Origin of the sequence: Lachnospira multipara ATCC 19207 (assembly GCF_000424105.1) — a bacterium.
Lineage (GTDB): Bacteria > Bacillota > Clostridia > Lachnospirales > Lachnospiraceae > Lachnospira > Lachnospira multipara.
The window spans coordinates 20579-46830 of record NZ_AUJG01000013.1; the positions used below are offsets into that span (position 1 = coordinate 20579).

Sequence of the window (26252 nt, forward strand, 5' to 3'; positions counted from 1 at the left end):
TATAGTTAATAGTAAAATCTAATTGATAATTACTTAATGAATCTGTCAAAACCAAAGTATCTAACAGCGTTATTGTATGAGATACCTTCAACAATCTTCTTAAGTGACTTATCATCTGCTGGGTATTCACCATTCTCAACCCATCCACCAATAAGTTCACACATAATTCTTCTGAAGTATTCATGTCTTGTGTAAGATAAGAAACTTCTTGAATCTGTAAGCATACCGATGAAGTTACCAAGAAGGCTTAAGTTAGCAAGTGATGTCATCTGGTTCATCATACCAACCTTGTGATCATTGAACCACCAAGCAGAACCCTGCTGAATCTTACCAGCAGCTGTTGAATCCTGGAAGCATCCAATAACTGTACCGATAATAGCGTTCATGTTAGGGTTAAGTGAGTAGATGATTGTCTTAGGAAGCTCTTCTGTAGCTGAAAGTGCATTTAAGAATGCAGCCATTTCTGCTGAGCAGTCATAAGAGTTGATACAATCATAACCTGTATCTGGTCCTAACTGAGAGTATCTTAACTTGTTGTTATCACGGATTGTACCGTAATGTAACTGCATAACCCAACCAAGTCTATTGTATTCCTTAGCAAGAGTAACCATGAAGGCTGTCTTAAACTTATCTCTTTCAAGATCAGTTAATTCATTGCCTGCAAATCTCTTAGCAAAGATTTCTTCGATTTCAGCGTCTGTATAAGGCTTGTACATAACGTATTCAAGAGCGTGATCAGATACGCAGCATCCCATAGAATCAAAGAATGCCATTCTATCCTTTAATGCTTCTACTAATGTCTTGAATGAGTTAACCTTAATACCAGATCTTTCTGATAAGCTAGCCATGTAATCAAGATATTCAGGCTTTTCAATGTTCATAGCCTTATCAGGTCTCCAAGCTGGTAAAACCTTAATATCGCTACATGTAGGATCTTCAGCGATAACCTTATGCCATTCAAGAGTATCGATAGGGTCATCTGTTGTACAGATTAACTTAACGTTAGACTGACGAATAAGTCCACGTACAGTCATTGAAGATTCCTGTAACTTAGCATTACAAATGTTCCAAACTTCTTCAGCTGTATCACCATTTAATACACCAGTGTAACCAAAATATCTCTGAAGCTCTAAATGAGACCAGTGGTAAAGTGGGTTACCGATAGCAAGCTCAAGTGTTTCTGCCCACTTCTGGAACTTTTCGCGGTCGCTTGCATCTCCTGTGATATATTTCTCATCTACGCCGTTAGTACGCATCTGTCTCCACTTATAGTGGTCACCACCAAGCCAAACCTGTGTGATGTTCTCGAACTTTCTATCTTCAGCAATTTCTCTAGGGTTGATATGACAGTGATAATCAACGATAGGCATCTTGTCTGCGAAATCGTGGAAAAGATGCTGAGCTGTTGGTGTAGATAATAAAAAGTCTTTATCCATGAATTGTTTCATAATCCATAGTCCTCCTAAAATATAATAAGAAATCCTCTGTAAAAATGTTTCGTTTACAGCACTTCTTTAAAGATACAAAACTACAGAACAAAAATCAAGGTTTACCAACGAAAAAGCCAATAAAAATACAAAATACAAGATATTTTTGAACAAATTTACTAAAAGGTATAGTTAAAAATAAGTAGTTAAATGTAAAAATTTTTGTTAATTTAATATCAATTGAAAATACTGTTGATAATTGCAAATCACAATGATATTATATCTAAAGTAAGCCGTATTTAGGGGCAAAAATGGGACTGTTCCCATAAAAAGAAGGAGATTTATGATGCAAAGATTAAATAAGAGTATTACACATGCAGTTGACAGACCTGTTAAGGTTATGCAGTTTGGTGAAGGAAACTTCCTTAGAGCATTCGTAGACTATATCTTCGATGTTACTAACGAGAAGACAGATTTCAACGGTGGTGTTGTTATTGTTAAGCCTATCGAATTCGGAAACCTTGACAGATTCCATGATCAGGAGTGCCAGTATACACTTCAGTTAAGAGGTTATGAGAATGGTCAGCCTAAGGAAATTACTCGTCAGATTACTTCAGTAGTAGATGCAGTTGCAGCTATTGAAGACTATGAGAAGTTTATGGAATATGGAACAAGCGAAACACTTAGATTCATCGTTTCTAACACAACAGAAGCTGGTATTGTATTTGACGCTACAGATGATTTCAATGCTTGCCCTCCTAAAACATATCCTGGTAAGTTAACAAAGTTATTATTTGAAAGATATAAGAAGTTCAATGGAGCAGCTGATAAGGGTCTTATCCTTCTTCCATGTGAACTTATTGCCGATAATGGTATAGAATTAAAGAAGTGCATTATGCAGTTTATCGATCTTTGGAAGTTAGAAGATGGATTTAAGACATGGGTTAATGAATGCTGTTCATTCTGTCCTACACTTGTAGATAGAATCGTACCTGGTTACCCAAGAGAAGATGCTGAAGCACTTTGCAAGGAGTGGGGTTATGAAGATCAGTTAATCGATAGAGCTGAAACATTCGGTTTATGGGTTGTTGAAGCTGATACTAATATCACACTTGATCAGTTAAAGAAGGAACTTCCATTTGAAGAAGCTGGACTTAACGTAGTATTTACAAAGGATCATCATCCATACAAGGAAAGAAAGGTTAGAATCTTAAATGGTTCTCATACAAGTTTCGTACTTGCTTCATTCCTTGCTGGAAACAATATCGTAAGAGAGTCTATGGACGATCCTACAATTAGACAGTACATGGAAGAAACACTTTACAATGAAGTTATTCCTACACTTTCATTATCTAAGGAAGACTGTGAAGAATTTACAAAGGCTGTTATCGATAGATTCCTTAACCCATTTGTAAAGCATCAGTTACTTGATATCTCACTTAACTCAGTATCTAAGTGGGAAGCTAGATGTTTACCTTCATTCTTAGGTTATGTTAATAAGTTCAATAAGTTACCTAAGTACTTAACATTCTCTATCGCAGCACTTATGAGCTTCTACACATCACAGACAGAAGCTGAATTCAATGGTGGTATTGTATTACAGGGCGATAGAAACGGTGAGAAGTATAACATCCGTGATGACAAGGCTGTTCTTGATTTCTTCAAGGAAAACTCAGCTAAGTCTGCAGCAGAATTTACACATGCTTACCTTTCTAATACAGCATTCTTTGGTGGAGAAGATTTAACTAAGGTTGCTGGTCTTGAAGAAGCTATTACTAACTATATTGAAGACATCAGAAACAGAGGCATGAGAGCAGTTGTTACTGATTTAGTTAATGCTTAATTTAGTAAAAAGTTATACTTTAAGTATTGTGAGAGTAAATATTATATAATAATATAAAAGAGCGGGTGATAGTACTCATCCGCTCTTATTTAAAGAAAAAAAGAGAGAATATAAATTATTTAAAGGGAGGATATTATGCAGGAATTTATTAAGATTAATAAAGACGATAATGTCTGTGTTGCCTTAAAGCCTATAGCTAAGGGCACAACTGTTAATGTTGCTGGTGAAAACATTACAACAGTTGAAGATATTCCACAGGGACATAAATTTGCTATTAAGCCTGTTAAGAAGGGAGATTCTGTAATTAAGTATGGTTTCAGAATCGGTATTGCTCAGGCAGATGTTGAAGTAGGTGCATGGATTCATACACATAACTTAAAGACAGGACTTGGAGAATTACTTGAATATAAGTATGAGCCAACAGGTCAGGTTGATAAGGTAGATGAAGAAAAGGCATATTTTGACGGTTATGTTAGAGAGAACGGTAAAGTTGGTGTAAGAAATGAAGTATGGATTATTCCAACAGTTGGTTGTGTAAATTCAATTGCTAGAGCTATTGAAGCTAAGGCTAGATTACGTAAACCAGAGGGTGTAGATGAAGTTGTAGCATTTACACATCCATATGGATGTTCTCAGGTAACAGAAGATCAGGAAAATACAAGAACAGTACTTGCTGATTTAATTAATCATCCAAATGCAGGTGCAGTATTAGTACTTGGTCTTGGTTGTGAGAACTCAAGAATTGAAGTATTAAAGAACTACATTGGCGAATATAATCCAGAAAGAGTTAAGTTCTTACAGGTTCAGGATGTGGACTACGAGCAGGATGATGCTTTAAGAATCCTTGATGAACTTATGGCATATGCTTCTAAGTTTAAGAGAGAAAAGGTTGATGCTAAGGAACTTATTATTGGTATGAAGTGTGGTGGTTCTGATGGATTATCAGGTATCACAGCTAATCCAACAGTAGGTCAGTTCTCAGACATGTTAGTTGCTAAGGGTGGTACAACTATCCTTACTGAAGTACCAGAAATGTTTGGTGCAGAAACAATTCTTATGAATCGTTGTGAGAATGAAGAACTCTTTAATAAGACAGTACACTTAATTAATGACTTTAAGGAATACTTCATTAAGAATGGTCAGGAAATTTATGAGAATCCATCACCAGGAAATAAAGATGGTGGTATTACAACACTTGAAGATAAGTCACTTGGATGTACACAAAAATCAGGTTCTTCATTAGTTAAGGGCGTATTAGCTTATGGTGAACCAGTTAAGACAAAGGGACTTAACCTTTTATCAGCTCCAGGTAACGATTTAGTTGCAGCAACAGCTCTTGCAGCTTCAGGTGCTCAGATCGTATTATTTACAACAGGACGTGGTACTCCATTTGCATCACCAGTCCCAACAGTAAAGATTGCAACAAACTCAAAACTTGCTAATAAGAAGAGCAACTGGATTGACTTTAACTGCGGTAGAATCGTAGCTGATGATATTCCAATGGAAACAGTTTCTAAGGAATTATTCCAGTATGTATTAGATGTAGCTTCTGGTAAGAAGGTAAAGGCTGAAGAAGAAGGCTTCCATGACTTTGCTATCTTTAAGCAGGGCGTTACATTATAAGTCAAGACTCGCTTGTAAGTCTAGCACCGGATTCGGGTCTGCTTCAGCAGACCCGAATCCGTGTGCATCCTCGCGGAGCGTTTAACTCAGTCGGAGCTTGTACCCCGACTGAGTTAAAATTTAATATGATATAAAAAGCTATCAAGATTTGTGATTTGAATCTTGATAGTTTTTTTTATAAATGCTTGAATTTATAAAATATATTTGTAATAATTAAAATATATATATTAATTTAATATGGGGGACTTAGATGAGACTAGCTGTGTGTGATGATGAAAGATCATTTATAGATGAATTTAGTTCAATAATGGAGCAATTGAAACTAAAGTTAAATGATATATATGATATAGATTATTTTACAGAAGCTTCTGAATTGATAAGTGAATTAAAGAATGGGGAGAAGTATGATTTAATATGTTTGGATATTTGTATGCCAGTTCATACAGGACTAGAAATTGGAAAATTTATTAGGGATATTTTAAAAGATGATGCATGTCAGCTTGTGTTTATTTCTTCAGAGACTCAATATGCTCTTGATCTTTTTAAACTTAGACCGATGGATTTTATTATAAAACCTATTACAAAAGAAAAACTATCTTCAGTTATAGAAATTGCTGAAAGATTAATTAATAATAATCATAGAATTTTTGAATACAGTTTTAATTCTATGAATTTTAAAATTGCTTTGAGTAGCATTATGTATTTTTCAAGCGAAGCAAGAAAAATAGTAATTCATACAAAAGATGAAAACTATGAATTTTATGATAACTTGAAAAGAATTGAAAATGAATTGGATAAATATAATTTTTTTAGGATTCATCAATCATTTATTGTTAATGCGGTTTATATTAGCAGAGTTAAATCAAACGAAATAATTCTTTTGAATAATGAAGTATTACCAGTAAGTAGAAGCAGAAAGGATGAAGTAAAAAAATTATGTTTTATGAATTATCTTTAAATCTATTATTCTTCTTAGTACAATTAAATATTTTATATGAAATCCTAGAGTTCTCCTTTAATATAAGATTAGATATAAAAAGAGATTTTTTAAGAGTATTTACAACTATTGTTATCTGGTTAAATGTAATTCTTTATTATAGAAAGCTTGCAATGATGGTAATTGCAAGCGTATTTGTATTAATAATATTAAGCATTCAGGATTATAAGTATTGGAGAGATTATTGGAAAAAAATCGTATTGTATGCTGTATATTTTACTTTAATTCATATTGTTGTATTTGTTATAAATTGCATGACTATAGATAGTTTTTACTATCTTTATATAGTAATTATTGAGTATGCTTTGTTAAAAATAATTATTTATATTAAATCAGAAAAATATAATTCTTATGAGTGTTTTTCTTTTGTAATAACATCAGTCATAGTAATGTTCTCTGTGTTTTTTATTGATACAAAAATAATTAATCAATCGCAAGAAAAAATTATTTTATTCATTCTTTTACTATTTTCATATTTTATTTTTTATCTTTTGCATAAAAAAGAACTTAGAAAAAATGATATTAGTTTATTGAATGATAATCTAAAAAGTTATAGAAGACAATTAGATGATATAAAGAAATCTAATAGTTATTTAAAATCTGTAAAACATGATTTAAATAATCATTTGTTGATTATAAAAAAATTAGTTGGAGATAATGATAAATTAAAACAATATTTGAATAATATAGATGCTATTGTCGATTGTAATAATTCCTATCTAGACACTGGTAATCTAGAAATAGATATGATAATAAACAGTAAATTATCGATTATGAAGGAGAATGATATTGATTTTAATTATGAAGTAATTATACCTAATGATTTGAATATTAATTCCTTTGATTTTGTTATTATTTTGGCTAATTTGTTAGACAATGCCATCACGGCTTCTATTGAATGTGAGAAACCAGCTATAGATATTATAATTAGATATCAAATTGGTTTGATATATATAGAAGTAAAAAATAGTTGTGTAATATCGAATGACTTTACTTATGATTTATTAAAAGAATCAGATTTACATTTTTTTAAAAGCAGTAAAAAGAATAGCTTTGAACATGGAATTGGTCTGAAAAATGTATACTACACTGTGAAAAAATACAATGGTTCAATGTCTGTAGAAAGATATAGCGATAAATTTACTACTAGGATTTATATGGAGGATATTTAAATATGTAAAAAATTACATGAAAGAGGATGTTTTTTACATATTGAGAATGTTAAAAGAAAAATATGATATTTTTTTTATAGATAAATTCTGGCTAATGTATAGGAGGATTTTTTTTATGACACGAAGAATAAAAAATATCATATTATTCATGTTAGTTTTTTCTTTAATGATAATGATAACAAACCATGTTAATGCAAGTTATCATGTTGTTGGCTTTGAAGTAACAACGCATGGTTATTATGGAGAAGATCAGGATTTTTGCGAAATGTTTGATGAAAAAGTTACAGATGATTATATGCAGGTTTATGTTTCTAGTGAAAATGATTCGTTTTCAAAACTTGATTTTAAAGCAATGGGAGCAAATACAAGATTCCCTAAAAGTCCAGTAGATTGTTCAGATGGACATGTTTATAGATTAGGAAAAGGCGAGTACACAGATAAAATGATTAATTATGTGTATGAAAATGGATATAAATATGCAGGTATTAAAGCACAAGCGGTTGATGATGCATTTGTTACTTTAAAAGGGGTTTATATATCTAATTAAAATAATTAGCCAGAATTTATTAATAGAGGTTGGTATGAATAAAATAGTTAGAATATCGTTAATAATTATCTTAATTGTTTCTGTATTAGTTTTTGTGTTTAATACTTTTGAAAAGTATTTTAAGGAAGAAACAAATGTGAATGAGGTAAATCAAGAAAACATTGAACTAAACTTGGATAATAAGAATTCAATTGTTGATTATTATAGCAATCCTGTGAAAGATATGGGAGAGAAAAACTATAAGGCTTATCAAGAAAAACTAATGGGGGAAGATGTTTATGTTTGTTATAGCTTAGAAAGCCCGGAGGAAAAAGGCTATTCGGATTATAATTACTATCCAGTTAGAATTAATATAACAGATTATGAGATAGTGGATAGTTATGATGGGAAAATAGATGAAAAGTGGGTTGATATCTCGGATTATGATAAGTTTATGTTGGTTAACATTGAAATAACAAATCTTTATGATAAAGATAGATTATATGTATTATCAGTTAATGAAGTTATTCACTATTTGGAAGGTACTGAATTAGATCGCTATTCTTTGATAGCATATAATTTTGAAGACAATAGGCCATATTTTTATAGGAAAGATATTAAGGAAAGTATGAGATTTAATGGTAAATATTATTATGGGGAAATATTATTGAAAGCTAATGAAACTGTCAAATTGCAAGCGGTAATGGCTTATAGAGGTGGAGATTATAATTTCAATATTGGAGAGTGGGTAGTAGAACATAGAGTTTTTGGTGAACGTGCGAATTCTAATTACAAGATTTATTTGTATAAACAAGAGTAGATAATGGGGAGGCTTATTATGAGAGAAATTATGAAAATAGAATTAAAAAGGGCGTTTATAAATACAAAGTTTTATATTGTAGTACTTGTAAGCACTATTTTTGCAATAGGCGCTTTTTTTACGACTCCAGGATTTAAAATAGCAAAGAATTGGTTTTTATATATGAATGGAGATTTGGATGCTGCTTATATAATAGAAAAATGCGATTATAGTGATGTTGCGATAGAGATATGGATGCCTAATTATGGTGCTTCAAGCAAATTCTATTTTTTATGGTTAATAATTCTTCCTCTTTTATGCATAATCCCATATGGCATTACATATATAGAGGATAAAAGTAGCGGATTAATTAATCAATATATTATTAAGATAGGTAAAGGAAAGTATTACGTTTCTAAGTTTATTACTTTGTTTATATCTGGTGGGACAATAGCAATTCTTCCCTTATTTATAAACCTAATTATATGCAGTATGGCACTTCCATTTGGTCTACCAGTAAGATCAACACAGTTTTACCCGGTAAAAGAGTACAACCTTTTTAGTAATCTTTATTATCAAAATATAGTTGTTTATCTAATGCTATATTTTTTGATTTACTTTGTAGTATACGGTTTGATAACATGTTTGGCATTAGCCTTTGTTTATTTTGAGGAAAACAAATATATGCTTTTGCTTGTACCATTTATTATTTATTTTTCAGAACACGTTATTATTTCATTTGGATTTAATCAATATGATACATCATTATTACTTGCTACAAATATAATTAATCTAAGATATGAGAATTTTTTGTTTTACTTGCTACAAATAATAGTTCTTTTCTTATTTGATCTTTTGTTTTTCTTTAGAATTAGAAGGGATGTAATTTAGTATGAAAAAGGTATTGAAGATAATATTTGTTATTATTTGCTTCTTGGTTATTGCAAGAATTGCATATGTAAATATAGCTTATCCGTCAGCTGATATTAAAATAATAGACGAAGATGAAATGTTTGATTTAAAAAATTTCAGCTTAAGGCTGAAGGAATATGATATTTATTCAAAAGAAGAATGGAAACAAAAATTAGAAAATGAAAATATTGAATTAGAAGAAGAAAAATACAATGTCATTTATAATATGAATCTAAAAAATAATTCTAATTATGATTATATTGTAACTTATGATCCCTCTAATGATTATAAAGTACTAGTAGTTGACTTAGAGATAAGCAATTTAACAGAGGAAGTACAAAAAATTAATATAAACGGTAGTTTTTCAGTATTAACAAGTTTGAATAAACAAGGTATCAAAGTTAATAATTATTACAGTAGTTTTCTAAATTCTGATGATTATTTAGCTGAGTATAAACCAAAAGAGACAAGAGAGGTAAAATTGGTTTATATTACTAATGAAAAAAATGAAAACTTTGTTTTAGAAGTTACTAAATTGGGGAGAAATCAAAGAATGACTTTAAATAATAAAAAGAAATAGGAGAGTTTAAATATGAAAATAACTATTAATAATGTTAGTAAGAAGATAAAACAAAGAGAAGTTTTAAAACATATTAATTTGGAGTTTGAAAGTGGCAAAATATATGGCTTAAAGGGTGTAAATGGTAGTGGAAAGACAATGCTGATGAGATTAGTTTGCGGATTGATTTTACCTACAAAAGGTGAGGTATTAATAGATGATAAAAAATTGGGAAAAGATATATCATTTCCAGAAAGTGTAGGCTTGTTATTAGAATATCCTTCTTTTGTTAATAGTTATACGGGTTTAAAAAATTTAAAAATGATTGCAAGCCTAAAAGGAATTATATCTGATGAAGATATTAAACAAACTCTAATAAAAGTAGGATTAGATCCTAATGATACGAGAAAATTTAAAAGTTATTCTTTAGGAATGAAGCAGAAACTAGGAATTGCCTGTGCAATAATGGAAAACCCAGAAATATTAATTTTAGATGAACCATTTAACGCACTAGATGAAAAGAGTGTATTGATGGTTGAAAAAATTATAAAGGAATATAAAAACGATAAAAGAATAATTATTATATCATGTCACGAGAAAGAGGAATTAGAAAAGTTGTCAGATGAAATAATAAATATAAGTGAAGGAGAATTGATTAATAATTAAATGACGAAAATAAAGAGTTTTATTGAGTTAAATAAAAAAGAATTAATATGTGTTTTTTTAGCAAGTCTCTTTTTTTCAATTATCAATAGTTTATATGCAGATAATATATTAAATAATTGGATAAAAAACCATAATATAGGAGTAAAGATATCTGGAATAGATTTATTAATCGTTGGTAATTTAACATTAACCAATACTCTTATAATATATCCGACAGTTTTAGGGATAATAATACTTAATCATATTCAAAAAAAAGAATGCTATTTGATATTAGTTAGACAAGTGTCGAGACTAGATCTAATGGCTAATAATATGATTAACAGTTACATTTTAATGCTATTTTATATGTGTGTTGTGATGATAGATTCATTAATTTTTGGCTGCTTTAATAGCGAAAAAATGATTAATTATAATTTAAAAGATAGTTACTTTTTTATAAAAAATGGAATTGTAATTTTAAAAGGAACAAGTTTATTTAATTTAATTGCTCTCATAACATTAGTTTTAATGTTAATACTTCTAGAAATAAATCTTATACATCTTTTGTATTTATTGATTAAAAATAAGATTATTGCCTTATTAATTTATATTACAGCTGCATGGTTAGTTTTATCGTCATTATCTAAAAATGGTTTTGCTGGAAATGGAGATTATAGGTTTTATCTTTTAAGTAATAAGGTACATATAATGATATTTACTGCGGTAATAGCATTATTTATTATTTTGATAAATTCTATAATTTATGCTAAGAAAGATTTTTATAGTTAAAAGCGAGTCTTGACTAAAAGGATGTTTATAAAATGAAAAAAAGAATTCTATTTACATTGTCTTTAACAGTATTTATTACAATAAATGCCTTATTTAGGTTCTTTATCGATGAAAAAGCAACTGGAGTTAATAGTTGTCTTATTGATGGAATTTTTACTTGGTCTGTTAACAGATTTCTAATTCTTGGATTAATACCAATGATGGTATATTGGTATTTTATTGAAGAATTAAATCAAGATAATAATATTAATATAATAATAAGAAGAAAAGATAGATTCGAAATTTGGCTAGAGGAGTCAAGAAAAATCTTATCATTATGCCTTTTTTCATTTTTATTCGATATATTCATAAGCTTTTTATTTGGCATTGTTTTTAATGGAATAAATAGTAATTATTATAAACTATCTGGAGATGCATTTTTAAAACACAGTTATTTAGGAATTACCTGTTTTGAAAAACTAAATACTACAGTTTGTCCTAAATTGAATATTGTAAATGTTGTAGTTTTTATTGTAATAAATTTGCTTCAGATATTTTTGCTGGTAATAGTTGCAAATGCAGTTAGATGGCTAATATCGACCGTAGTATCATATGTGTGCCTTTTTGGATTTTGTGGACTAATTGGTGTAAATTTTGCAGCTAAATTTTATGGATTGTCGGATTTAGGAATAAAGAGCTCAAATGGTGATTATTATTATGAAATATTAATAAAAGATATATATTTACAAAAAATATTTGTTGAAATTGTACTTATTTCTATAGTTTTTTTAATAGTAAAAATTTTTATAAATAGGAAAAATTTTATTTAAATAAAACAATATAGTGATTACTTAGAGGTGATTAGATGTTAACTTTGGTAAAATACGAAATAGTTCAGATGAATAGAAGAAAGGATAAGTATATCCTTTTTTTGATTCTAATAATTATGGCTGCATATTATATGAAGATGAAAGTGACTTCATATATGACAGTATTTTATCCAGAGAGTTTTAAAGGGGTTGGAGTACTAGACATTATATTATATATCTTTTCTGGAGCGAGTAAAAGCTTTTTGATTTTTAGCAAAAACGTAGAGCTTCCTATTAGTTATTTGATTTATTTGGTTTATATGAGTGTTATGACTTATTGCATTTTCGATGGAAAAAATGACAATAATATTGTCTTAAAAATTGGTTCAAAGAAGAAATGGCTATTTAGCAAGTTAATTATTTCATTTATAAATCTATTACTTTATTATTTTATGGTATTGGTTGTGACTATGTTTATAACCAAATTTAATTTCGATTATAATGAAATTGCAGACACGTCAATTTTAAAATTAGATTATTATAATACTAGATATATAGATATTTATTTACTTCTATTATGTTCTTTTTTAACATCATTAGCAATTATGATGATACAGATATTTTTAGTTATTACAGTAAATGAATTTGTAGCATTAATAGCAACTTTATCTATTTATGTGTTCTCTATGTTTAATTGTACTTATTTATTTATTGCAAATGCCACAATGCTAACAAGATCAAATCTGTTTTTGAAATCAGGTTTGGAATTTAATTCTTTTATTTTGATAGATTTCGTTATAATAATAGTTTTCTTAGTATTAACAATAATGATGTTAAATAAAAAAGACTTTGTATAAAAAGTCCTGATAGCTTTTTTAATTTAAGCTTAATTAAATATTTGCTTTAAAAAATAAAAAAGTTCTTGACTTTAAAGCAATGAAGTAGTACCCTTATTAATAACTTGTATGACAATATTAGGGAGTTGTCATACAACGAAACACTTTTACTATTTTTAACGCGTGTCTTGTATAAAGATAGAAGTGGAGAATATAAGGGAGGAAAATGTATATGAACAGTCTAGTAATTTTAGCTATTGCAGTTGTAGCTCTTTTGCTTGGTTATACTCTTTATGGTAGATTCCTTGCAAAGAAGTGGGGAGTTGACCCTAAGAAAAAAACACCTGCATATGAGTATGAAGATGGAAAAGATTATGTACCATCTTCAAAACTAACAGTATTTGCACATCAATTTTCATCAATTGCAGGAGCAGGCCCTGTGCAAGGCCCAATTCTTGCAGCTATGTTTGGATGGGTTCCAGTACTTATTTGGCTATTAGTAGGTGGAGTTTTCTTTGGTGCAGTACAAGATTTCGGTGCCCTATATGCATCAGTTAAAAACGAAGGAAAGTCAATTGGACTTATTATTGAAAAATATATTGGAAAAGTAGGTAGAAGATTCTTCTCATTATTTGAATGGCTCTTTACATTACTTGTAATTGCAGCATTTACATCAATGGTATCATCTACATTTAATGGTTTTAAGACAACTACAGAAGGAACTGTTAAAAACTTTAACGGTGCATCAGCAGCTACAATTTCAATGCTATTTATCTTTGTAGCTATTGCCTTTGGTATCTTTAATAAATTTGTAAAAATAAGACAAGAAGCAGTAAAGTCAGTTATTGCTGTTGTACTTGTAGTTGCAATGTTTGCAGTAGGTATGCAGTTACCAATTTACCTTAATGCAAGTCAGTGGAATTTAGTAATTATGGTATATCTTTTTGCGGCAGCAGTAATGCCAATGTGGTTACTTATGCAGCCAAGAGATTATCTTACAACATTTATGTTAGTTGCTATGGTTTTATCAGCATTTGTAGGTGTAATTATTGCACATCCTAGCATGAATCTTAATAGCTTTAATGGCTTTACAGTTACTTCGGCATCAGGATCTGTAAGCTATTTATTCCCTACACTTTTTGTAACTATTGCTTGTGGCGCTGTTTCAGGTTTCCACAGCCTCGTTTCATCAGGAACATCATCAAAGACAGTATCTAATGAAAAAGACATGTTATTCGTTGGATATGGCGCTATGATCCTTGAGACATTACTTGGTGTTATTTCACTTATTATTGTAGGTGCAGTAGCAGTAAACGGTGGCGCTCCAGCAGGCCTTACACCATTCCAGATTTTTTCAGCTGGTGTTGCAGGCTTCCTTGAAAAGTTTGGAATTCCTAATACCGTTGCAAATGTATTTATGACAATGTGCGTTTCAGCTCTTGCTCTTACAAGTCTTGATTCCGTTGCAAGAATTGGACGTATGGCATTCCAGGAATTATTCCAGACAGAGAATGAGAATAAGTCAGTGCTTGAAAAGATTTGCACTAACCAGTATTTTGCAACAGTAATTACACTTGTACTTGGTTATTTACTTTGCCTTGGTGGTTATGAAAATGTATGGGCTTTATTTGGTTCAGCAAATCAGATGTTAGCTGCTTTAGTACTTATTGGTATTGCAGTATTCTTAAAGGCAACAGGAAGAAAGCATAAGATGTTACTTCCTCCAATGTTTATTATGTTTGCAGTAACATTTAGCGCAATCATTTTAAATGTAAAGGGAAATATTGAAAGCTTTGTTAATGGAAAGGGAACTTTCCTTGTAAATGGTTTACAGCTTATTGTAGCTGCTTTCCTTATTGTACTTGGCGTATTAGTATTAGTTACATGCCTTAAAACATTAATAAAGACAAAAAACGGTGAAGCAAGCGACACAAACCAAAATGCTGCTTAACTTGTAGCAATTTCGAAGAAAGTGCTACACATGTGCGAGCCAGCGGCAAGGCCGCATCTAATGCGAGCACTTCACGACAGTGTGCGAGCACCACGAATCTAATAATAAGAAAAAAGCTTATAAAAAAGAAAAAGCTTGTGAATTATGATAAATATAATTCACAAGCTTTTTTATGTATTAAATTTACCTAGTAATCAATTAGCCTAGATAACATTTTTACAAAAATAATAAATTACTTTGTTGCAAGATGAATTGCATATCCTCCAAATTCACCTTCAAGGTAAATAGCCTTAAATACGCCTTCCTTAACAACTCTAGAAGCCTCTTCAAACTTGAAGCCTCTCTTTTCTAAGTGGTAAACAGCTCTATCCATGTAGTTTGTAGAAATAGCAATATGACCATGAGTACCACGACCTGGCTTCTTCATGATTTCAAATGCTGTATCAGAAAAGATTGAGCTATTGCCGTTCTTAGGTTCGAAGTTAAATACCTTCTTAAATGTATCAGCAAGAGCAAAAGCTTCTTCTTCGCTAGGCATATTAACACCAACGTGCTTAATCTTTAAGTCAAGCATTGTATCAACAGCTTCACGAGTAAGTCTTGTGATTTCTTCGAAGTTACCAGCAGCAACTAAGTCCTTCTTAACCATCCAAGAACCACCGCAGCAAACAATCTTCTTAAAGTCAAGGTAAGACTTTAAGTTAGAAGCGTTAATACCACCTGTTGGCATAAACTTCATCTGTGTATATGGAGCAGACATAGCCTTAATCATAGCAAGACCACCTGCAGCTTCAGCAGGGAAGAATTTAACAACATCTAAGCCAAGTTCAATAGCAACTTCAACATCTGAAGGATTGCTTGTACCTGGGATGATAGGATATCCCTTATCGATACAGTGCTTAACAACCTTAGGATTAAGACCTGGAGATACGATAAACTTAGCACCAGCGTTCATAGCTCTATCAGCCTGCTCTGGTGTAAGTACTGTACCAGCACCAACGATCATTTCTGGGAATTCCTTAGCCATGATCTTAATAGATTCTTCTGCAGCTTCAGTTCTAAATGTAACTTCTGCACATGGAAGTCCACCATCAATTAAAGCCTTAGCAAGTGGCTTGGCATCCTTAGCATCGTCAAGTGCAATAACTGGAACGATACCAATAAGACCAAGTTCTTCAATAACCTTATTCATAATAATCTCCTCTCGTTTTAAAACGCAATTTATGGTTAATAAAACTAAATTAACCCCATAAATTATAGGTTTCACGCATATTTTTGTCAAATGAATAGAGGAGGAAAATGAAAAAAATTATTGTTAAAATTTATAATTTTTACAGTATGTTCATAATTTGCTAAAAAACTCTAGATAATTAAAGAACTTTGTGGTAAAATCTTTTAGTATTTATAAATCTTTGGGAGGTATATTATAATGGAACTTAATTTAAGACCAGCTGAAGAATGCGCATTTGACGCTGTTTCATTAGGTGAAGTAATGCTTCGTCTTGATCCAGGTGAAGGTCGTATCCGTACAGCAAGAAACTTTAGAGCATGGGAAGGCGGCGGAGAATATAACGTAGTACGTGGTCTTCGTAGATGTTTTGGCCTTAAGACAGCTGTATTAACAGCTTTCGCAGATAACGAAGTTGGTAAGCTTATGGAAGACTTCATCCTTCAGGGTGGCGTTGATACATCACTTATCTGCTGGAAGAAGACTGATGGTATCGGTCGTCTTTGCCGTAACGGTATCAACTTTACAGAAAGAGGATTTGGTATCCGTGGTGCTGTAGGTTGTTCAGATAGAGCTAACACAGCTATTTCTCAGGCTAAGCCAGAGGATTTTGATTTTGATTATATCTTTGGTACACTTGGTGTTCGTTGGTTACATACAGGCGGTATCTATGCTGCATTATCAGAGCAGTCATGTGAAACTGTACTTGCTGCAATCAAGACAGCTAAGAAGTATGGTACAATCGTATCTTACGATCTTAACTACCGTCCATCTATGTGGTCAGCTATCGGTGGCTTAGAGAAGGCTCAGGAAGTTAACAAGGAAATCGCTAAGTATGTTGATGTTATGATCGGTAACGAAGAAGACTTCACAGCTTGCTTAGGTTTCGAAATCGAAGGTAACGACGCTAACCTTAAGTCTCTTAACATCGAAGGTTATAAGAAGATGATCAACGAAGCAGTTAAGACATATCCTAACTTCAAGGCAGTAGCTACAACACTTAGAACAGTTAAGACAGCTACAGTTAACGATTGGTCAGCACTTTGCTGGGCTGGTGGAGAAATCTACAAGGCTAAGCAGTATGACGGTCTTGAAATCATGGATAGAGTTGGTGGCGGTGATTCATTCGCTTCAGGTCTTATCTATGGTCTTATGACAACAGGTGATGCAGAAACAGCTGTTAACTACGGTGCAGCTCACGGTGCATTAGCTATGACAACACCTGGTGATACAACAATGGCTTCTAAGAAGGAAGTTGAAGCTATCATGGGTGGCGCTGGCGCTAGAGTTCAGAGATAATTTAACACGTTTTAGTGTTTTTTAGGGCATCTTTAGAGATGCCCTTTTTTTATGCATTTAAGGAAAATGTATTGCCAAACACAAAGAATAAGCCTTCCAAGTCTTTTAACATTTTCATAAAAATAAATCTAAACTAGAGGTTAACTTTCCTAAAATTTAGCCGATAACTTATATGAAGTGGATAAAAAGCCACTTTATTTATGCATGATACTTAACTCAGTCGCGCAAGACTCGCGAGGGAGTCTTGACTTAAAATATAGATTTTTATTAGAAGGGGTAAGGGATTTAACCATCTAGTTAGGAGGTAGTATGAAGAAATTTATGAGACTTAGGTTAAAATGGAAGCTAACAATAGGAGCGATGTTAGCTGTTATTTTAGTGTGGGGAGCGATTTATATTGCTATTGGTGATACAAGTGTAAATCTCTCATTAAATGTGTCTACTCTCTCTATAACTGAAGGGTCAACTTCAACTGCCCTTTATACATCTACATTTTCAGGAACAGATGACAATTATGTAGATGCAACAGATCCCTCTCTTAATGGTCTAGCAAGCGTTAATAGACTTGTTTGGACTAGTTCTAATTCTGGAGTAGTTGCTTTAGTAGATGATGATGGCGACTACGTGAATACAGTAGAAAAAACTATTAGACCAACTCTTTATGGAGCTAGTGCAGGTAAAGCAACAGTTACAGTTTCTTATCATTCAAGGACTTATGATGAAAATGGTAGCATTGCCACAGATACTGTTGTTAAATCCGCTTCTGCCTCTGTAAATGTACCTATAGAAGTTGAATTTTATGTTACTCGAGGCGGAATGGATGTTACAAATGAAAACTTCTATGAAATTGGCGATATTATTACCATTACAAGTAATACTTCAACTTCTAATCCTTTATTTATATCAACAACTTATGATACTAGTGGAAATGTGACAAGTGACGGAATAGTAGAACTAGTATCTTCAACTTATAATTCAGCAAGCCTTAAAGTAGTGGGTGGTGGTAAAACTGTAATTACTGCAAGAACTACTGATGGAGAGGGCGTGGAGGCTCTTTCAAAAAACTTTACTTGTGTGGGCGAAGTGAAATTCCTAGAAGGATCTACTTATGCTAATAGCCAGGGACACTATATTCAAACTTTAAGTTCTGGTCAGAAGTATATGATTTTAGATGATACTGATTTTAAGAGCTTTACTTATGAGACTGTGCCTTCAAATGTAACAACACCTACAAGTTCTGGTGTGGAATATAAAATTGATGATACAAGCATTGCAACAGTTACTGCAGGAGATGTTTGTGGCGTGGCAGCAGGAGTTACTAAGCTTTCTGCAGGTGTAACGGTTACTGATGTAAATGGAAATAGTACCTGGCTTACTTATGACACAGTAAATATTGTTGTGCCTTTTAAGAAGCAAGGAGAAGAGACTACTACTTTAAATGTGGAGGATCAACTACAGCTATATACTAGTGGCTTGTCAAGTGAGGTAACCTGGTCTACTTCAAATACCTCTGTGCTTCAGGTAGATGCCTCTACAGGACTTGTAACAGCAACGGGCGCTGGAACTGCAATTATTTATGCTACAAGAACTCAGGATGAGTTATATACAACCTATAATCAGACCTATCAGTTATTATATACAATTACAGTAATTGACGATTTTGGACTAAGTACCACAACAGCCACTTTAAATATAGGGGATTCCTTTGATTTAAAGGCCTTAGTAACTAATGAAGTAACTAAGGAGGATATTACTTATACAATCACCAATCAGGCAAATGATGCAGGGGTTGTGCCTACAGGTGATATTGTAACAGTAGTACAATCCGATGATGGTCTTACATTTACAGTAACAGGTGCCTCTGCCGGAACGACTCATATTAAGGTTATTCAAAATATTAATGGCGTTATTAAATCTGACACCTGCGTAGTTTATGTAACAACTCCAGTTGAGGGAATTTCCATTAATCCTTCAACTATAGATATACCAATTGGTACAACCTCTACAGTGCAATTAGAATTTACACCGGAGAGCCCAACTAATAATACAGTTTATTGGTTTACTTCAGATAGTAGTGTGGCAACTGTAACAGGAACTAGCTATACAGCAGATATTACCGGTGTAAAGGGTGGAACATGTACTATTTCAGTAATTTCACAAGATGGCCTTTATATGGCAAGCTGTACTGTTAATGTAACAGTTGCAGTAACCGGCGTTAGCCTTAATGCTACTAGTGTGTCTACTAATCTTTCAGTAGGACAGTATCAATTAGTAGCAACAGTAACACCTTCTAATTCTGACGGTGTTAATAAAAATGTAACTTGGACATCATCAAATACTAGCGTAGCAACAGTTGATGAGAACGGTTTAGTAACATTTGTATCCTCAGGAAATGTAACTATCGTCTGCCAGACAGTAGAGGGTGGTTATCTTGCTATGTGTAATATTACAATTGCGATTCCTGTGGAATCTATTACTCTAAATCATACAGATGAGATTCTCTCTATTGGAGATACTTTAACTATATCCGCCACAGTTCTTCCACAGACTGCAACAAACAGAGAAGTTAGCTGGTCTTCTACTAATACTAGTGTTGCAACTGTAGATGAAAAGGGCGTTGTAACAGCAGTAGCTAGTGGTAGTGCCACAATCCTTTGTCAGTCAACGGATGGAACAGCCCTAGTTGAAACCTGTGCAATTTATGTAAAACAGCCAGTTACTTCTATTGAACTTACTACTACAGAAATTACAGTAAGAAAGGGACAGGTATTCTGGCTTTATGCAACAGTCCTTCCTGAAAATGCAGATAATAAGACTCTTACTTGGACAAGTGCGAATTCAAATCTTGTTACTGTAGATTCAGATGGTAAGGTAACTGCCGTAGAGGCAACAGATGGCGCTGCCATTACAATTACATGTACCAATAACGACACAGGCATTTATGCAACCTGTAAGGTAACTGTAACCCAGCCAGTAACTGGAATTACACTTAATTCATCTTATCAGGAATTATGGGTAGGATCAAAGTATGCTATCATTCCAACTATTGAACCAACTGATGCGGAAAATAAAAAAGTTACTTATCTTTCAAGTGATGAATCAGTAGCAAAAGTAGATGAAAATGGCGTAGTTACAGCAGTGGCTGGTGGTTCTTGTGTAATTGAAGTTACAACAGAGGAATGCTCTTTAACGGCGGCTTGCAACATCGTAGTATTTGAATATGTATCAACGGTAAGTTTAGATCAAAGCGAATTTTATATAAACGTAGGAGATAAGAAGAAAATCAATGCCACAGTGGGGGCCGACACAGCCACTACAAAGACGGTTTCTTGGACCTCATCTAATGATTCATATTGTAGTGTGGATTCTAATGGCTATATAACTGCTATTAGTCCTGGAAATGTAACTATTACAGCAACGGCAATTGATGGTAGTAGCGTTAGCGCAAGTTGTGTGGTACATGTGGTAAATCCTGTAACGGGAATTAGTGTTAGTCCTTCTACTTCAAGAATATTAGTGGGAGACTCTGTCATTTTGTCAGCCAATATTAGTCCTTCTAATGCAACTGTACAAAATGTTACATGGACAAGTTCAGATACAAGTATTGCTACAGTGGATGAACAGGGCGAAGTTATTGGTGTGGCAGCAGGTAAGGTTAAAATTACAGCTACTTCAACAGATGGCAATGACGTAAAAGGCGTAGCATGGGTTTATGTCACAACCCCAATAAATATAACATCATTAAAGATTAACTCATCTAGTATCTATATGCTAAATGGTAAATCAAGACAGCTAAGTGTCATTGTAAGACCTGTAACAAATACAGATGCCTATAGCTGGTATTCATCAGATACCGGTATTGTAACAGTTAATCAAAATGGCCTTATTACAACGGTAGGACCAGGAACTGCAGAAGTTTACGTAATGAGTGAAGGATCATCAGTTGAGGCTACTTGTACAGTTCACTCCCTTGCCCTTAGCTCAACCTCTATAACTTTAGAGCAGTACGATAGCTATTATTTAACAGTTATAGGAAATGATGAAGGCAATACTGTTACTTGGAGAAGTACAAACCCAAGAGTTGCAACAGTAAATGATGATGGAACAATTGTTGCAAGAAAAGCAGGAACCTGTACTATAAAGGCAATTGTAGATAACAAAACTCTAAATTGCGTGGTACGTGTTACAAATTTTAGATAGTTTAAGCATACTTTATTTCAAAGACACAATTTGGACACAATTTAAAATTAGTATAATAGACAGATAGCAAAGTTAATTCTTTCTATCTCCCCCTCATATTTTTATTTTTTAAGGAGATGCTTGCACACGCATCTCCTTTTTTTACGCCCTGTCTTGCGAAAATCCCCCATTTATGCTAAACTTAAAAAGTTAAATTCATTGGAGGAATTATTATGTCAGACAATAATAATAAGAATTTTGATAATGACTTAAATGCTAAGACACAGGTCATTAACAACAAGAGGGTAAGGGAAGAAATTAATGATTTAGAAGCCACTAAGCAGATTAATAGTGGTGAGATAAATAAGATTTTGAGTGAGAATGGCAAGAATATTGCTGATAATATAAAGACCCTTGATAGTAACAATCAAAGATCAATTGATGAAGAGATAGAAGATTCTATTAAGAAGATGGTAGCAGAGGAAACTTCTGTTGCTAGGGCTTACATGGATTTAGGTAAAACGGAGAGCTTAAAGTATCAGCCAGATATTAAGTTAGTTGATGATGTGGATGATACTAAGATAATTAATCCTGATGATACAGTAGTTGTGCCAGAGGATAAGAAGAAAAAGCTAGATAAGAAAACTAAGTATACAATTATTGCGATTGCAGCAACAGTAGTTATTTTACTAGCGGTAATTATTAGCGTGGCAATTATTAATAACAATTCTACTAAGAAAAGTTATAGCTATAATTACGATAAAGGTATGGAATACTATAATGATGGTGATTACTCTAAGGCCACAAGTTATTTAAAGACAGCAAGCCTTACATCAAAGGGTAAGACAAATCTTGAACTTAAGATGGCTCTTTATGAGTGCTATTATAAGCTTGAAGATTATGATAGTGCCATTGAAACTTTAAAAGATATTTTATCTTATGATGATGAATATTATAAGGCGATTACAGCCCTTGCAAAGCTTTATGCAAAGCTAGAGGATGGCGAATCTCTTACAGAACTTATTAATACATATAAAGATACTTCTATGAAGAAGTATATAGAAAGTTATATTGTAAATGCACCTACAGCAAATAAAGAAGCAGGTGAGTACGATGAAGACATTGAGCTAACTCTTGAATCTTCAGATTCTAATACTACAATATATTACACAGTTGATGGCAGTGAGCCAACAACAAAGAGTACACAATATGACGGAACAGCTATTAAGATAAGCACAGGGACTACAACAATTAAGGCAATTGCCGTTGATGATATTGGAGTTGTAAGTGATACCTTCAGCGCTGAATACATTTTAGTATATGGAAAACCAGATGCACCAGATATTTCACCAAGTTCCGGCACATATGCACAGGGACAGGTTTTCTCTATAACTAATATTCCAGAGGGTGCTACAGCTTACTACACACTTGATGGCTCAACACCAACAACTTCAAGCACTGTCTACACTGATGAGGTAGAGCTTCCAGTTGGAAATATTGTGGTTTCAGCAATTATTGTTAGCGAACATGAGCAGACAAGCTCAGTGACAAAGAGAAATTACGTGATAAGCGCCAGTGCTTCATATACTAGAGCGGAGTGTCTTTCATTTTTACAGGACAAGCTAGTAAATAAGGGCGTACTTACATCCTCATCTAAGCTTGCCAATGGCAATGCTGCCGACTTTAGCTATGTTTCGAATACACAGGTAGATAGCATATCTATGTACATTTTCAAATTAATAGACAAGCAGACTTCACAGGTGATTGGCACTTACGGAGTTTCTATTAATTACGGTACTGTCTACATTATTTCAGGCTCTGAAGGTAGCTATAGTTCTAGCGTACTTTAGTTTTGTAAGAATAGTTTTGAATAAAAAGGACATGAAAGATTTTTGAAAGAATGAGACATTTTCTTTTGAAATAATGAGACATTTTCCCTTTGAAAATGTAAAGCTAAATAAAGTTTAAATTAGACCATGAGTTTTACTAAATCATACATTTAATCAATGTTTGACCATTTGGTAATTCTTATGGTCTTTTTGTTTAAAAGTTTGCTAACTAGACAAAGGTTTTTTATTAAAATGGAACAAAAAAATAGTTGATTTCATTTGACACAAACTTAACAATTAGTTAAAATTATAAATGGTAGTAAATGAGAAGTTTTATCAACTTTCCATTGAGCTTATTATGAGAAAATTTAGGAAAGGGGTACAAATTATGTACAAGATTCTTAAGGCAGAAAATATAGCGGATAAGATTTATCTAATGGATGTAGAAGCTCCAAGAGTGGCATCCCATTGTGAACCTGGCCAGTTCGTAATTGTAAAGATGGATGAGAAGGGAGAAAGAATACCTCTTACAATTTGTGATTACGATAGAGAAAAGGGTACAATTACAATCGTATTCCAGACAGTTGGTGCATCTACAGAGAAGATGGCTAAATTAAAGGCAGGAGATTCTTTCCAGGATTTTGTAGGTCCACTTGGCCGCCCATCTGAAATGGTTGAGGAAGATTTAGAAGAATTAAAGAAAAAGAAGATCGTATTTGTAGCAGGTGGTGTTGGTACTGCGCCTGTATTCCCACAGGTTAAGTGGTTATATGCTCATGGTATTGAGTGTGATGTTATCGTTGGTGCTAAGAATAAGGATTTAATCATCTTAGAGGACGAGTTAAGAGCAATTGCAGGGGACAATTTATACATCACAACAGATGACGGCAGCTATGTCAGAAAGGGCATGGGTACTGACGTATTAAAGGATTTAGTTAACAATCAGGGTAAGAAGTATGATAGATGTATTGCTATTGGACCACTTATCATGATGAAATTTGTATGTCTCCTTACAAAGGAATTAGGAATTCCTACAATAGTTTCTATGAACCCAATTATGGTAGATGGAACAGGTATGTGTGGCGCATGTCGTCTTCAGGTTGGAGATGAGATTAAATTTGCTTGTGTTGATGGACCAGAATTTGATGGCCATTTAGTAGATTTTGATCAGGCTATGAAGAGACAGCAGACATATAAGACAGAAGAAGGAAGAGCAATGCTTAAGCTTCAGGAGGGTGATACACACCACGGTGGCTGTGGCAATTGCGGTAACGACTAATTTGTCAGATTGATATAGAAACACTATTATTGGAGGTTAAATATGGACGTAATGAAGAAAGTTCCAGTTAGAGAGCAAGACCCTAACGTTAGAAATAAGAATTTTGATGAAGTATGTCTTGGCTATAATTTAGAAGAAGCTAAGGCTGAGGCAAGCAGATGCTTAAACTGTAAGAATGCTAGATGTATCCAGGGTTGTCCTGTATCAATTAACATTCCTAAGTTTATTGCAGAGGTTAAAGAAGGAAATATCGCTGAGGCTTATAATGTAATTAGTGAATCTTCAGCACTTCCAGCTGTTTGTGGTAGAGTTTGCCCACAGGAATCACAATGCGAAGGCGTTTGTGTAAGAGGTATTAAGGGCGAGTCGGTTTCAATCGGTAAGTTAGAGAGATTTGTAGCTGACTGGGCTAGAGAAAATGGCATCACACCTAAGGGTGCAGATAAGAAAAACGGCAAGAAGGTAGCTGTTATTGGTTCAGGTCCTTCAGGCCTTACATGTGCTGGTGACCTTGCAAAGCTTGGTTATGATGTAACAATTTTTGAAGCTCTTCATGAAGCCGGCGGCGTTTTAGTTTACGGTATTCCAGAATTCCGTTTACCAAAGCAGACTGTTGTGGCAGCAGAAGTTGAGAATGTTAAGAAGCTTGGCGTTAAGATTGAAACTAACGTAGTTATTGGTCGTTCAATGACAATTGATCAGTTATTAAACGATGAAGGTTTCGATGCAGTTTACATCGGTTCCGGTGCTGGTCTTCCAAGATTTATGGGTATCCCTGGTGAAAATGCTAACGAAGTATTCTCAGCTAACGAATACCTTACAAGAAGTAACTTAATGAAGGCTTTCGATGATGAATATGATACTCCAATTGCTAGATTTAAGAAGGTTGCAGTAGTTGGTGGCGGTAATGTTGCTATGGATGCTGCAAGAACAGCTCTTAGACTTGGCGCTGAAGTACATGTAATTTATAGACGTTCCCTTGAAGAACTTCCAGCAAGAGCTGAAGAAGTACATCATGCTAAGGAAGAGGGAATCATCTTTGACTTATTACAGAACCCAACAGAGATCCTTACAGATGACAAGGGTAATGTAACAGGTATCAAGGTTATTAAGATGGAACTTGGTGAGCCAGATGAATCAGGCAGAAGAAGACCAATCGAAATCCCAGGCTCAGAATATGAGATGGATGTAGATGCAGTTATCATGTCTCTTGGTACATCTCCAAACCCACTTATTTCATCAACAACTAAGGGCCTTGAGATTAATAAGAGAAAATGTATCGTAGCCGAAGAAGAAACAGGTAAGACTTCAAAGACAGCTGTTTACGCTGGTGGTGATGCCGTAACAGGCGCAGCTACAGTAATCCTTGCAATGGGTGCTGGTAAGGCAGGCGCAAAGGGTATCCACGAATTCTTATCAAACAACTAAATCATAATTGTAGGCGCAATTTATATATGAGAGGTGTGGCGAAAGCCGCACCTCTTTTTTGTTTGAGAAGTGGGGGAGTTGAAAGCAAGTGAATAAGGCCACTATGCTAAAAAACTCCTATCATGGACCTCTTTTAGAAACTT

At 33.2% G+C, this 26252-nt stretch carries 20 protein-coding genes; 18 read left to right on the top strand and 2 right to left on the bottom strand.

Annotation, left to right across the window (positions count from 1 at the left end; all coding sequences use genetic code 11):
- Positions 1 to 29 precede the first annotated feature (29 nt).
- Entirely contained in the window at positions 30 to 1448 is a 1419-nt protein-coding gene (gene uxaC / locus G600_RS0109835) for a glucuronate isomerase (protein ID WP_027431785.1), read from the bottom strand.
- Positions 1449 to 1770: 322 nt separating this feature from the next.
- Here uxaC and G600_RS0109840 point away from each other — a divergent pair, with 322 nt between their 5' ends.
- The 13 genes from G600_RS0109840 (at position 1771) to G600_RS0109900 (ending at position 14867) form a co-directional block, all read left to right on the top strand.
- Positions 1771 to 3270, top strand: a complete 1500-nt coding sequence (locus G600_RS0109840; RefSeq protein WP_330361996.1) for a tagaturonate reductase — start codon at positions 1771 to 1773, stop codon at positions 3268 to 3270.
- A 135-nt stretch (positions 3271 to 3405) separates the two neighbouring features.
- On the top strand, positions 3406 to 4893 hold the full coding sequence (locus G600_RS0109845; RefSeq protein ID WP_027431787.1) for a UxaA family hydrolase: 1488 nt from the start codon (positions 3406 to 3408) through the stop codon (positions 4891 to 4893).
- Positions 4894 to 5143: 250 nt separating this feature from the next.
- Positions 5144 to 5851: a LytR/AlgR family response regulator transcription factor gene (locus tag G600_RS0109850; protein WP_027431788.1), complete on the top strand. Its 708-nt coding sequence runs from the start codon at positions 5144 to 5146 to the stop codon at positions 5849 to 5851.
- On the top strand, positions 5830 to 7062 hold the full coding sequence (locus G600_RS0109855; protein ID WP_027431789.1) for a sensor histidine kinase: 1233 nt from the start codon (positions 5830 to 5832) through the stop codon (positions 7060 to 7062). The genes G600_RS0109850 and G600_RS0109855 overlap by 22 nt, the downstream gene beginning before the upstream one ends.
- Positions 7063 to 7177: 115 nt before the next feature.
- Positions 7178 to 7609 (top strand): hypothetical protein, encoded by a 432-nt coding sequence (locus G600_RS0109860; RefSeq protein ID WP_027431790.1) that lies wholly within the window; start codon positions 7178 to 7180, stop codon positions 7607 to 7609.
- Between the two features lie 34 nt (positions 7610 to 7643).
- Positions 7644 to 8408, top strand: coding sequence for a hypothetical protein (locus G600_RS0109865; protein ID WP_027431791.1), 765 nt, complete (start codon positions 7644 to 7646; stop codon positions 8406 to 8408).
- Positions 8409 to 8426: 18 nt separating this feature from the next.
- Positions 8427 to 9278, top strand: coding sequence for a hypothetical protein (locus tag G600_RS0109870; protein WP_027431792.1), 852 nt, complete (start codon positions 8427 to 8429; stop codon positions 9276 to 9278).
- 1 nt (position 9279) lies between these two features.
- Positions 9280 to 9879: a hypothetical protein gene (locus tag G600_RS0109875; RefSeq protein ID WP_027431793.1), complete on the top strand. Its 600-nt coding sequence runs from the start codon at positions 9280 to 9282 to the stop codon at positions 9877 to 9879.
- 12 nt (positions 9880 to 9891) lie between these two features.
- Positions 9892 to 10524 (top strand): ATP-binding cassette domain-containing protein, encoded by a 633-nt coding sequence (locus G600_RS0109880; protein WP_027431794.1) that lies wholly within the window; start codon positions 9892 to 9894, stop codon positions 10522 to 10524.
- Positions 10525 to 11292, top strand: a complete 768-nt coding sequence (locus tag G600_RS0109885) for a hypothetical protein (protein ID WP_027431795.1) — start codon at positions 10525 to 10527, stop codon at positions 11290 to 11292.
- Positions 11293 to 11324: 32 nt separating this feature from the next.
- The gene (locus G600_RS0109890) at positions 11325 to 12101 is read left to right on the top strand and encodes a hypothetical protein (RefSeq protein WP_027431796.1); all 777 of its coding nucleotides are present in this window, start codon (positions 11325 to 11327) and stop codon (positions 12099 to 12101) included.
- 35 nt (positions 12102 to 12136) lie between these two features.
- Positions 12137 to 12937, top strand: a complete 801-nt coding sequence (locus G600_RS0109895; RefSeq protein ID WP_027431797.1) for a hypothetical protein — start codon at positions 12137 to 12139, stop codon at positions 12935 to 12937.
- Positions 12938 to 13148: 211 nt separating this feature from the next.
- Positions 13149 to 14867: a carbon starvation CstA family protein gene (locus G600_RS0109900; RefSeq protein ID WP_027431798.1), complete on the top strand. Its 1719-nt coding sequence runs from the start codon at positions 13149 to 13151 to the stop codon at positions 14865 to 14867.
- A gap of 232 nt (positions 14868 to 15099) precedes the next feature.
- On the opposite strand, the gene G600_RS0109905 is transcribed toward G600_RS0109900, so the two are convergent.
- Positions 15100 to 16059, bottom strand: a complete 960-nt coding sequence (locus G600_RS0109905; protein WP_027431799.1) for a bifunctional 4-hydroxy-2-oxoglutarate aldolase/2-dehydro-3-deoxy-phosphogluconate aldolase — start codon at positions 16057 to 16059, stop codon at positions 15100 to 15102.
- 237 nt (positions 16060 to 16296) lie between these two features.
- On the opposite strand from G600_RS0109905, the gene G600_RS0109910 reads away from it, so the two are divergent.
- The 5 genes from G600_RS0109910 (at position 16297) to gltA (ending at position 26109) form a co-directional block, all read left to right on the top strand.
- Positions 16297 to 17394, top strand: a complete 1098-nt coding sequence (locus tag G600_RS0109910) for a sugar kinase (protein WP_027431800.1) — start codon at positions 16297 to 16299, stop codon at positions 17392 to 17394.
- A 309-nt stretch (positions 17395 to 17703) separates the two neighbouring features.
- Complete coding sequence (locus G600_RS15165) at positions 17704 to 21594, top strand: Ig-like domain-containing protein (protein ID WP_027431801.1); 3891 nt, start codon at positions 17704 to 17706, stop codon at positions 21592 to 21594.
- Positions 21595 to 21806: 212 nt separating this feature from the next.
- Positions 21807 to 23423, top strand: coding sequence for a chitobiase/beta-hexosaminidase C-terminal domain-containing protein (locus G600_RS15170; protein WP_051195472.1), 1617 nt, complete (start codon positions 21807 to 21809; stop codon positions 23421 to 23423).
- Between the two features lie 367 nt (positions 23424 to 23790).
- Entirely contained in the window at positions 23791 to 24681 is an 891-nt protein-coding gene (locus tag G600_RS0109925; RefSeq protein WP_027431802.1) for a sulfide/dihydroorotate dehydrogenase-like FAD/NAD-binding protein, read from the top strand.
- A 42-nt stretch (positions 24682 to 24723) separates the two neighbouring features.
- A complete protein-coding gene (gene gltA / locus G600_RS0109930) occupies positions 24724 to 26109 on the top strand; it encodes an NADPH-dependent glutamate synthase (protein ID WP_027431803.1) in 1386 nt (461 codons plus the stop codon).
- Positions 26110 to 26252: the final 143 nt, after the last annotated feature.

Excerpts from the sequence above, each read along its gene's own strand:
- uxaC (WP_027431785.1), bottom strand. The coding sequence starts at position 1,448 with ATGAAACAATTCATGGATAAAGACTTTTTATTATCTACACCAACAGCT.
- G600_RS0109840 (WP_330361996.1), top strand. The coding sequence starts at position 1,771 with ATGATGCAAAGATTAAATAAGAGTATTACACATGCAGTTGACAGACCT.
- G600_RS0109845 (WP_027431787.1), top strand. The coding sequence starts at position 3,406 with ATGCAGGAATTTATTAAGATTAATAAAGACGATAATGTCTGTGTTGCC.
- G600_RS0109850 (WP_027431788.1), top strand. The coding sequence starts at position 5,144 with ATGAGACTAGCTGTGTGTGATGATGAAAGATCATTTATAGATGAATTT.
- G600_RS0109855 (WP_027431789.1), top strand. The coding sequence starts at position 5,830 with ATGTTTTATGAATTATCTTTAAATCTATTATTCTTCTTAGTACAATTA.
- G600_RS0109860 (WP_027431790.1), top strand. The coding sequence starts at position 7,178 with ATGACACGAAGAATAAAAAATATCATATTATTCATGTTAGTTTTTTCT.
- G600_RS0109865 (WP_027431791.1), top strand. The coding sequence starts at position 7,644 with ATGAATAAAATAGTTAGAATATCGTTAATAATTATCTTAATTGTTTCT.
- G600_RS0109870 (WP_027431792.1), top strand. The coding sequence starts at position 8,427 with ATGAGAGAAATTATGAAAATAGAATTAAAAAGGGCGTTTATAAATACA.
- G600_RS0109875 (WP_027431793.1), top strand. The coding sequence starts at position 9,280 with ATGAAAAAGGTATTGAAGATAATATTTGTTATTATTTGCTTCTTGGTT.
- G600_RS0109880 (WP_027431794.1), top strand. The coding sequence starts at position 9,892 with ATGAAAATAACTATTAATAATGTTAGTAAGAAGATAAAACAAAGAGAA.
- G600_RS0109885 (WP_027431795.1), top strand. The coding sequence starts at position 10,525 with ATGACGAAAATAAAGAGTTTTATTGAGTTAAATAAAAAAGAATTAATA.
- G600_RS0109890 (WP_027431796.1), top strand. The coding sequence starts at position 11,325 with ATGAAAAAAAGAATTCTATTTACATTGTCTTTAACAGTATTTATTACA.
- G600_RS0109895 (WP_027431797.1), top strand. The coding sequence starts at position 12,137 with ATGTTAACTTTGGTAAAATACGAAATAGTTCAGATGAATAGAAGAAAG.
- G600_RS0109900 (WP_027431798.1), top strand. The coding sequence starts at position 13,149 with ATGAACAGTCTAGTAATTTTAGCTATTGCAGTTGTAGCTCTTTTGCTT.
- G600_RS0109905 (WP_027431799.1), bottom strand. The coding sequence starts at position 16,059 with ATGAATAAGGTTATTGAAGAACTTGGTCTTATTGGTATCGTTCCAGTT.
- G600_RS0109910 (WP_027431800.1), top strand. The coding sequence starts at position 16,297 with ATGGAACTTAATTTAAGACCAGCTGAAGAATGCGCATTTGACGCTGTT.
- G600_RS15165 (WP_027431801.1), top strand. The coding sequence starts at position 17,704 with ATGAAGAAATTTATGAGACTTAGGTTAAAATGGAAGCTAACAATAGGA.
- G600_RS15170 (WP_051195472.1), top strand. The coding sequence starts at position 21,807 with ATGTCAGACAATAATAATAAGAATTTTGATAATGACTTAAATGCTAAG.
- G600_RS0109925 (WP_027431802.1), top strand. The coding sequence starts at position 23,791 with ATGTACAAGATTCTTAAGGCAGAAAATATAGCGGATAAGATTTATCTA.
- gltA (WP_027431803.1), top strand. The coding sequence starts at position 24,724 with ATGGACGTAATGAAGAAAGTTCCAGTTAGAGAGCAAGACCCTAACGTT.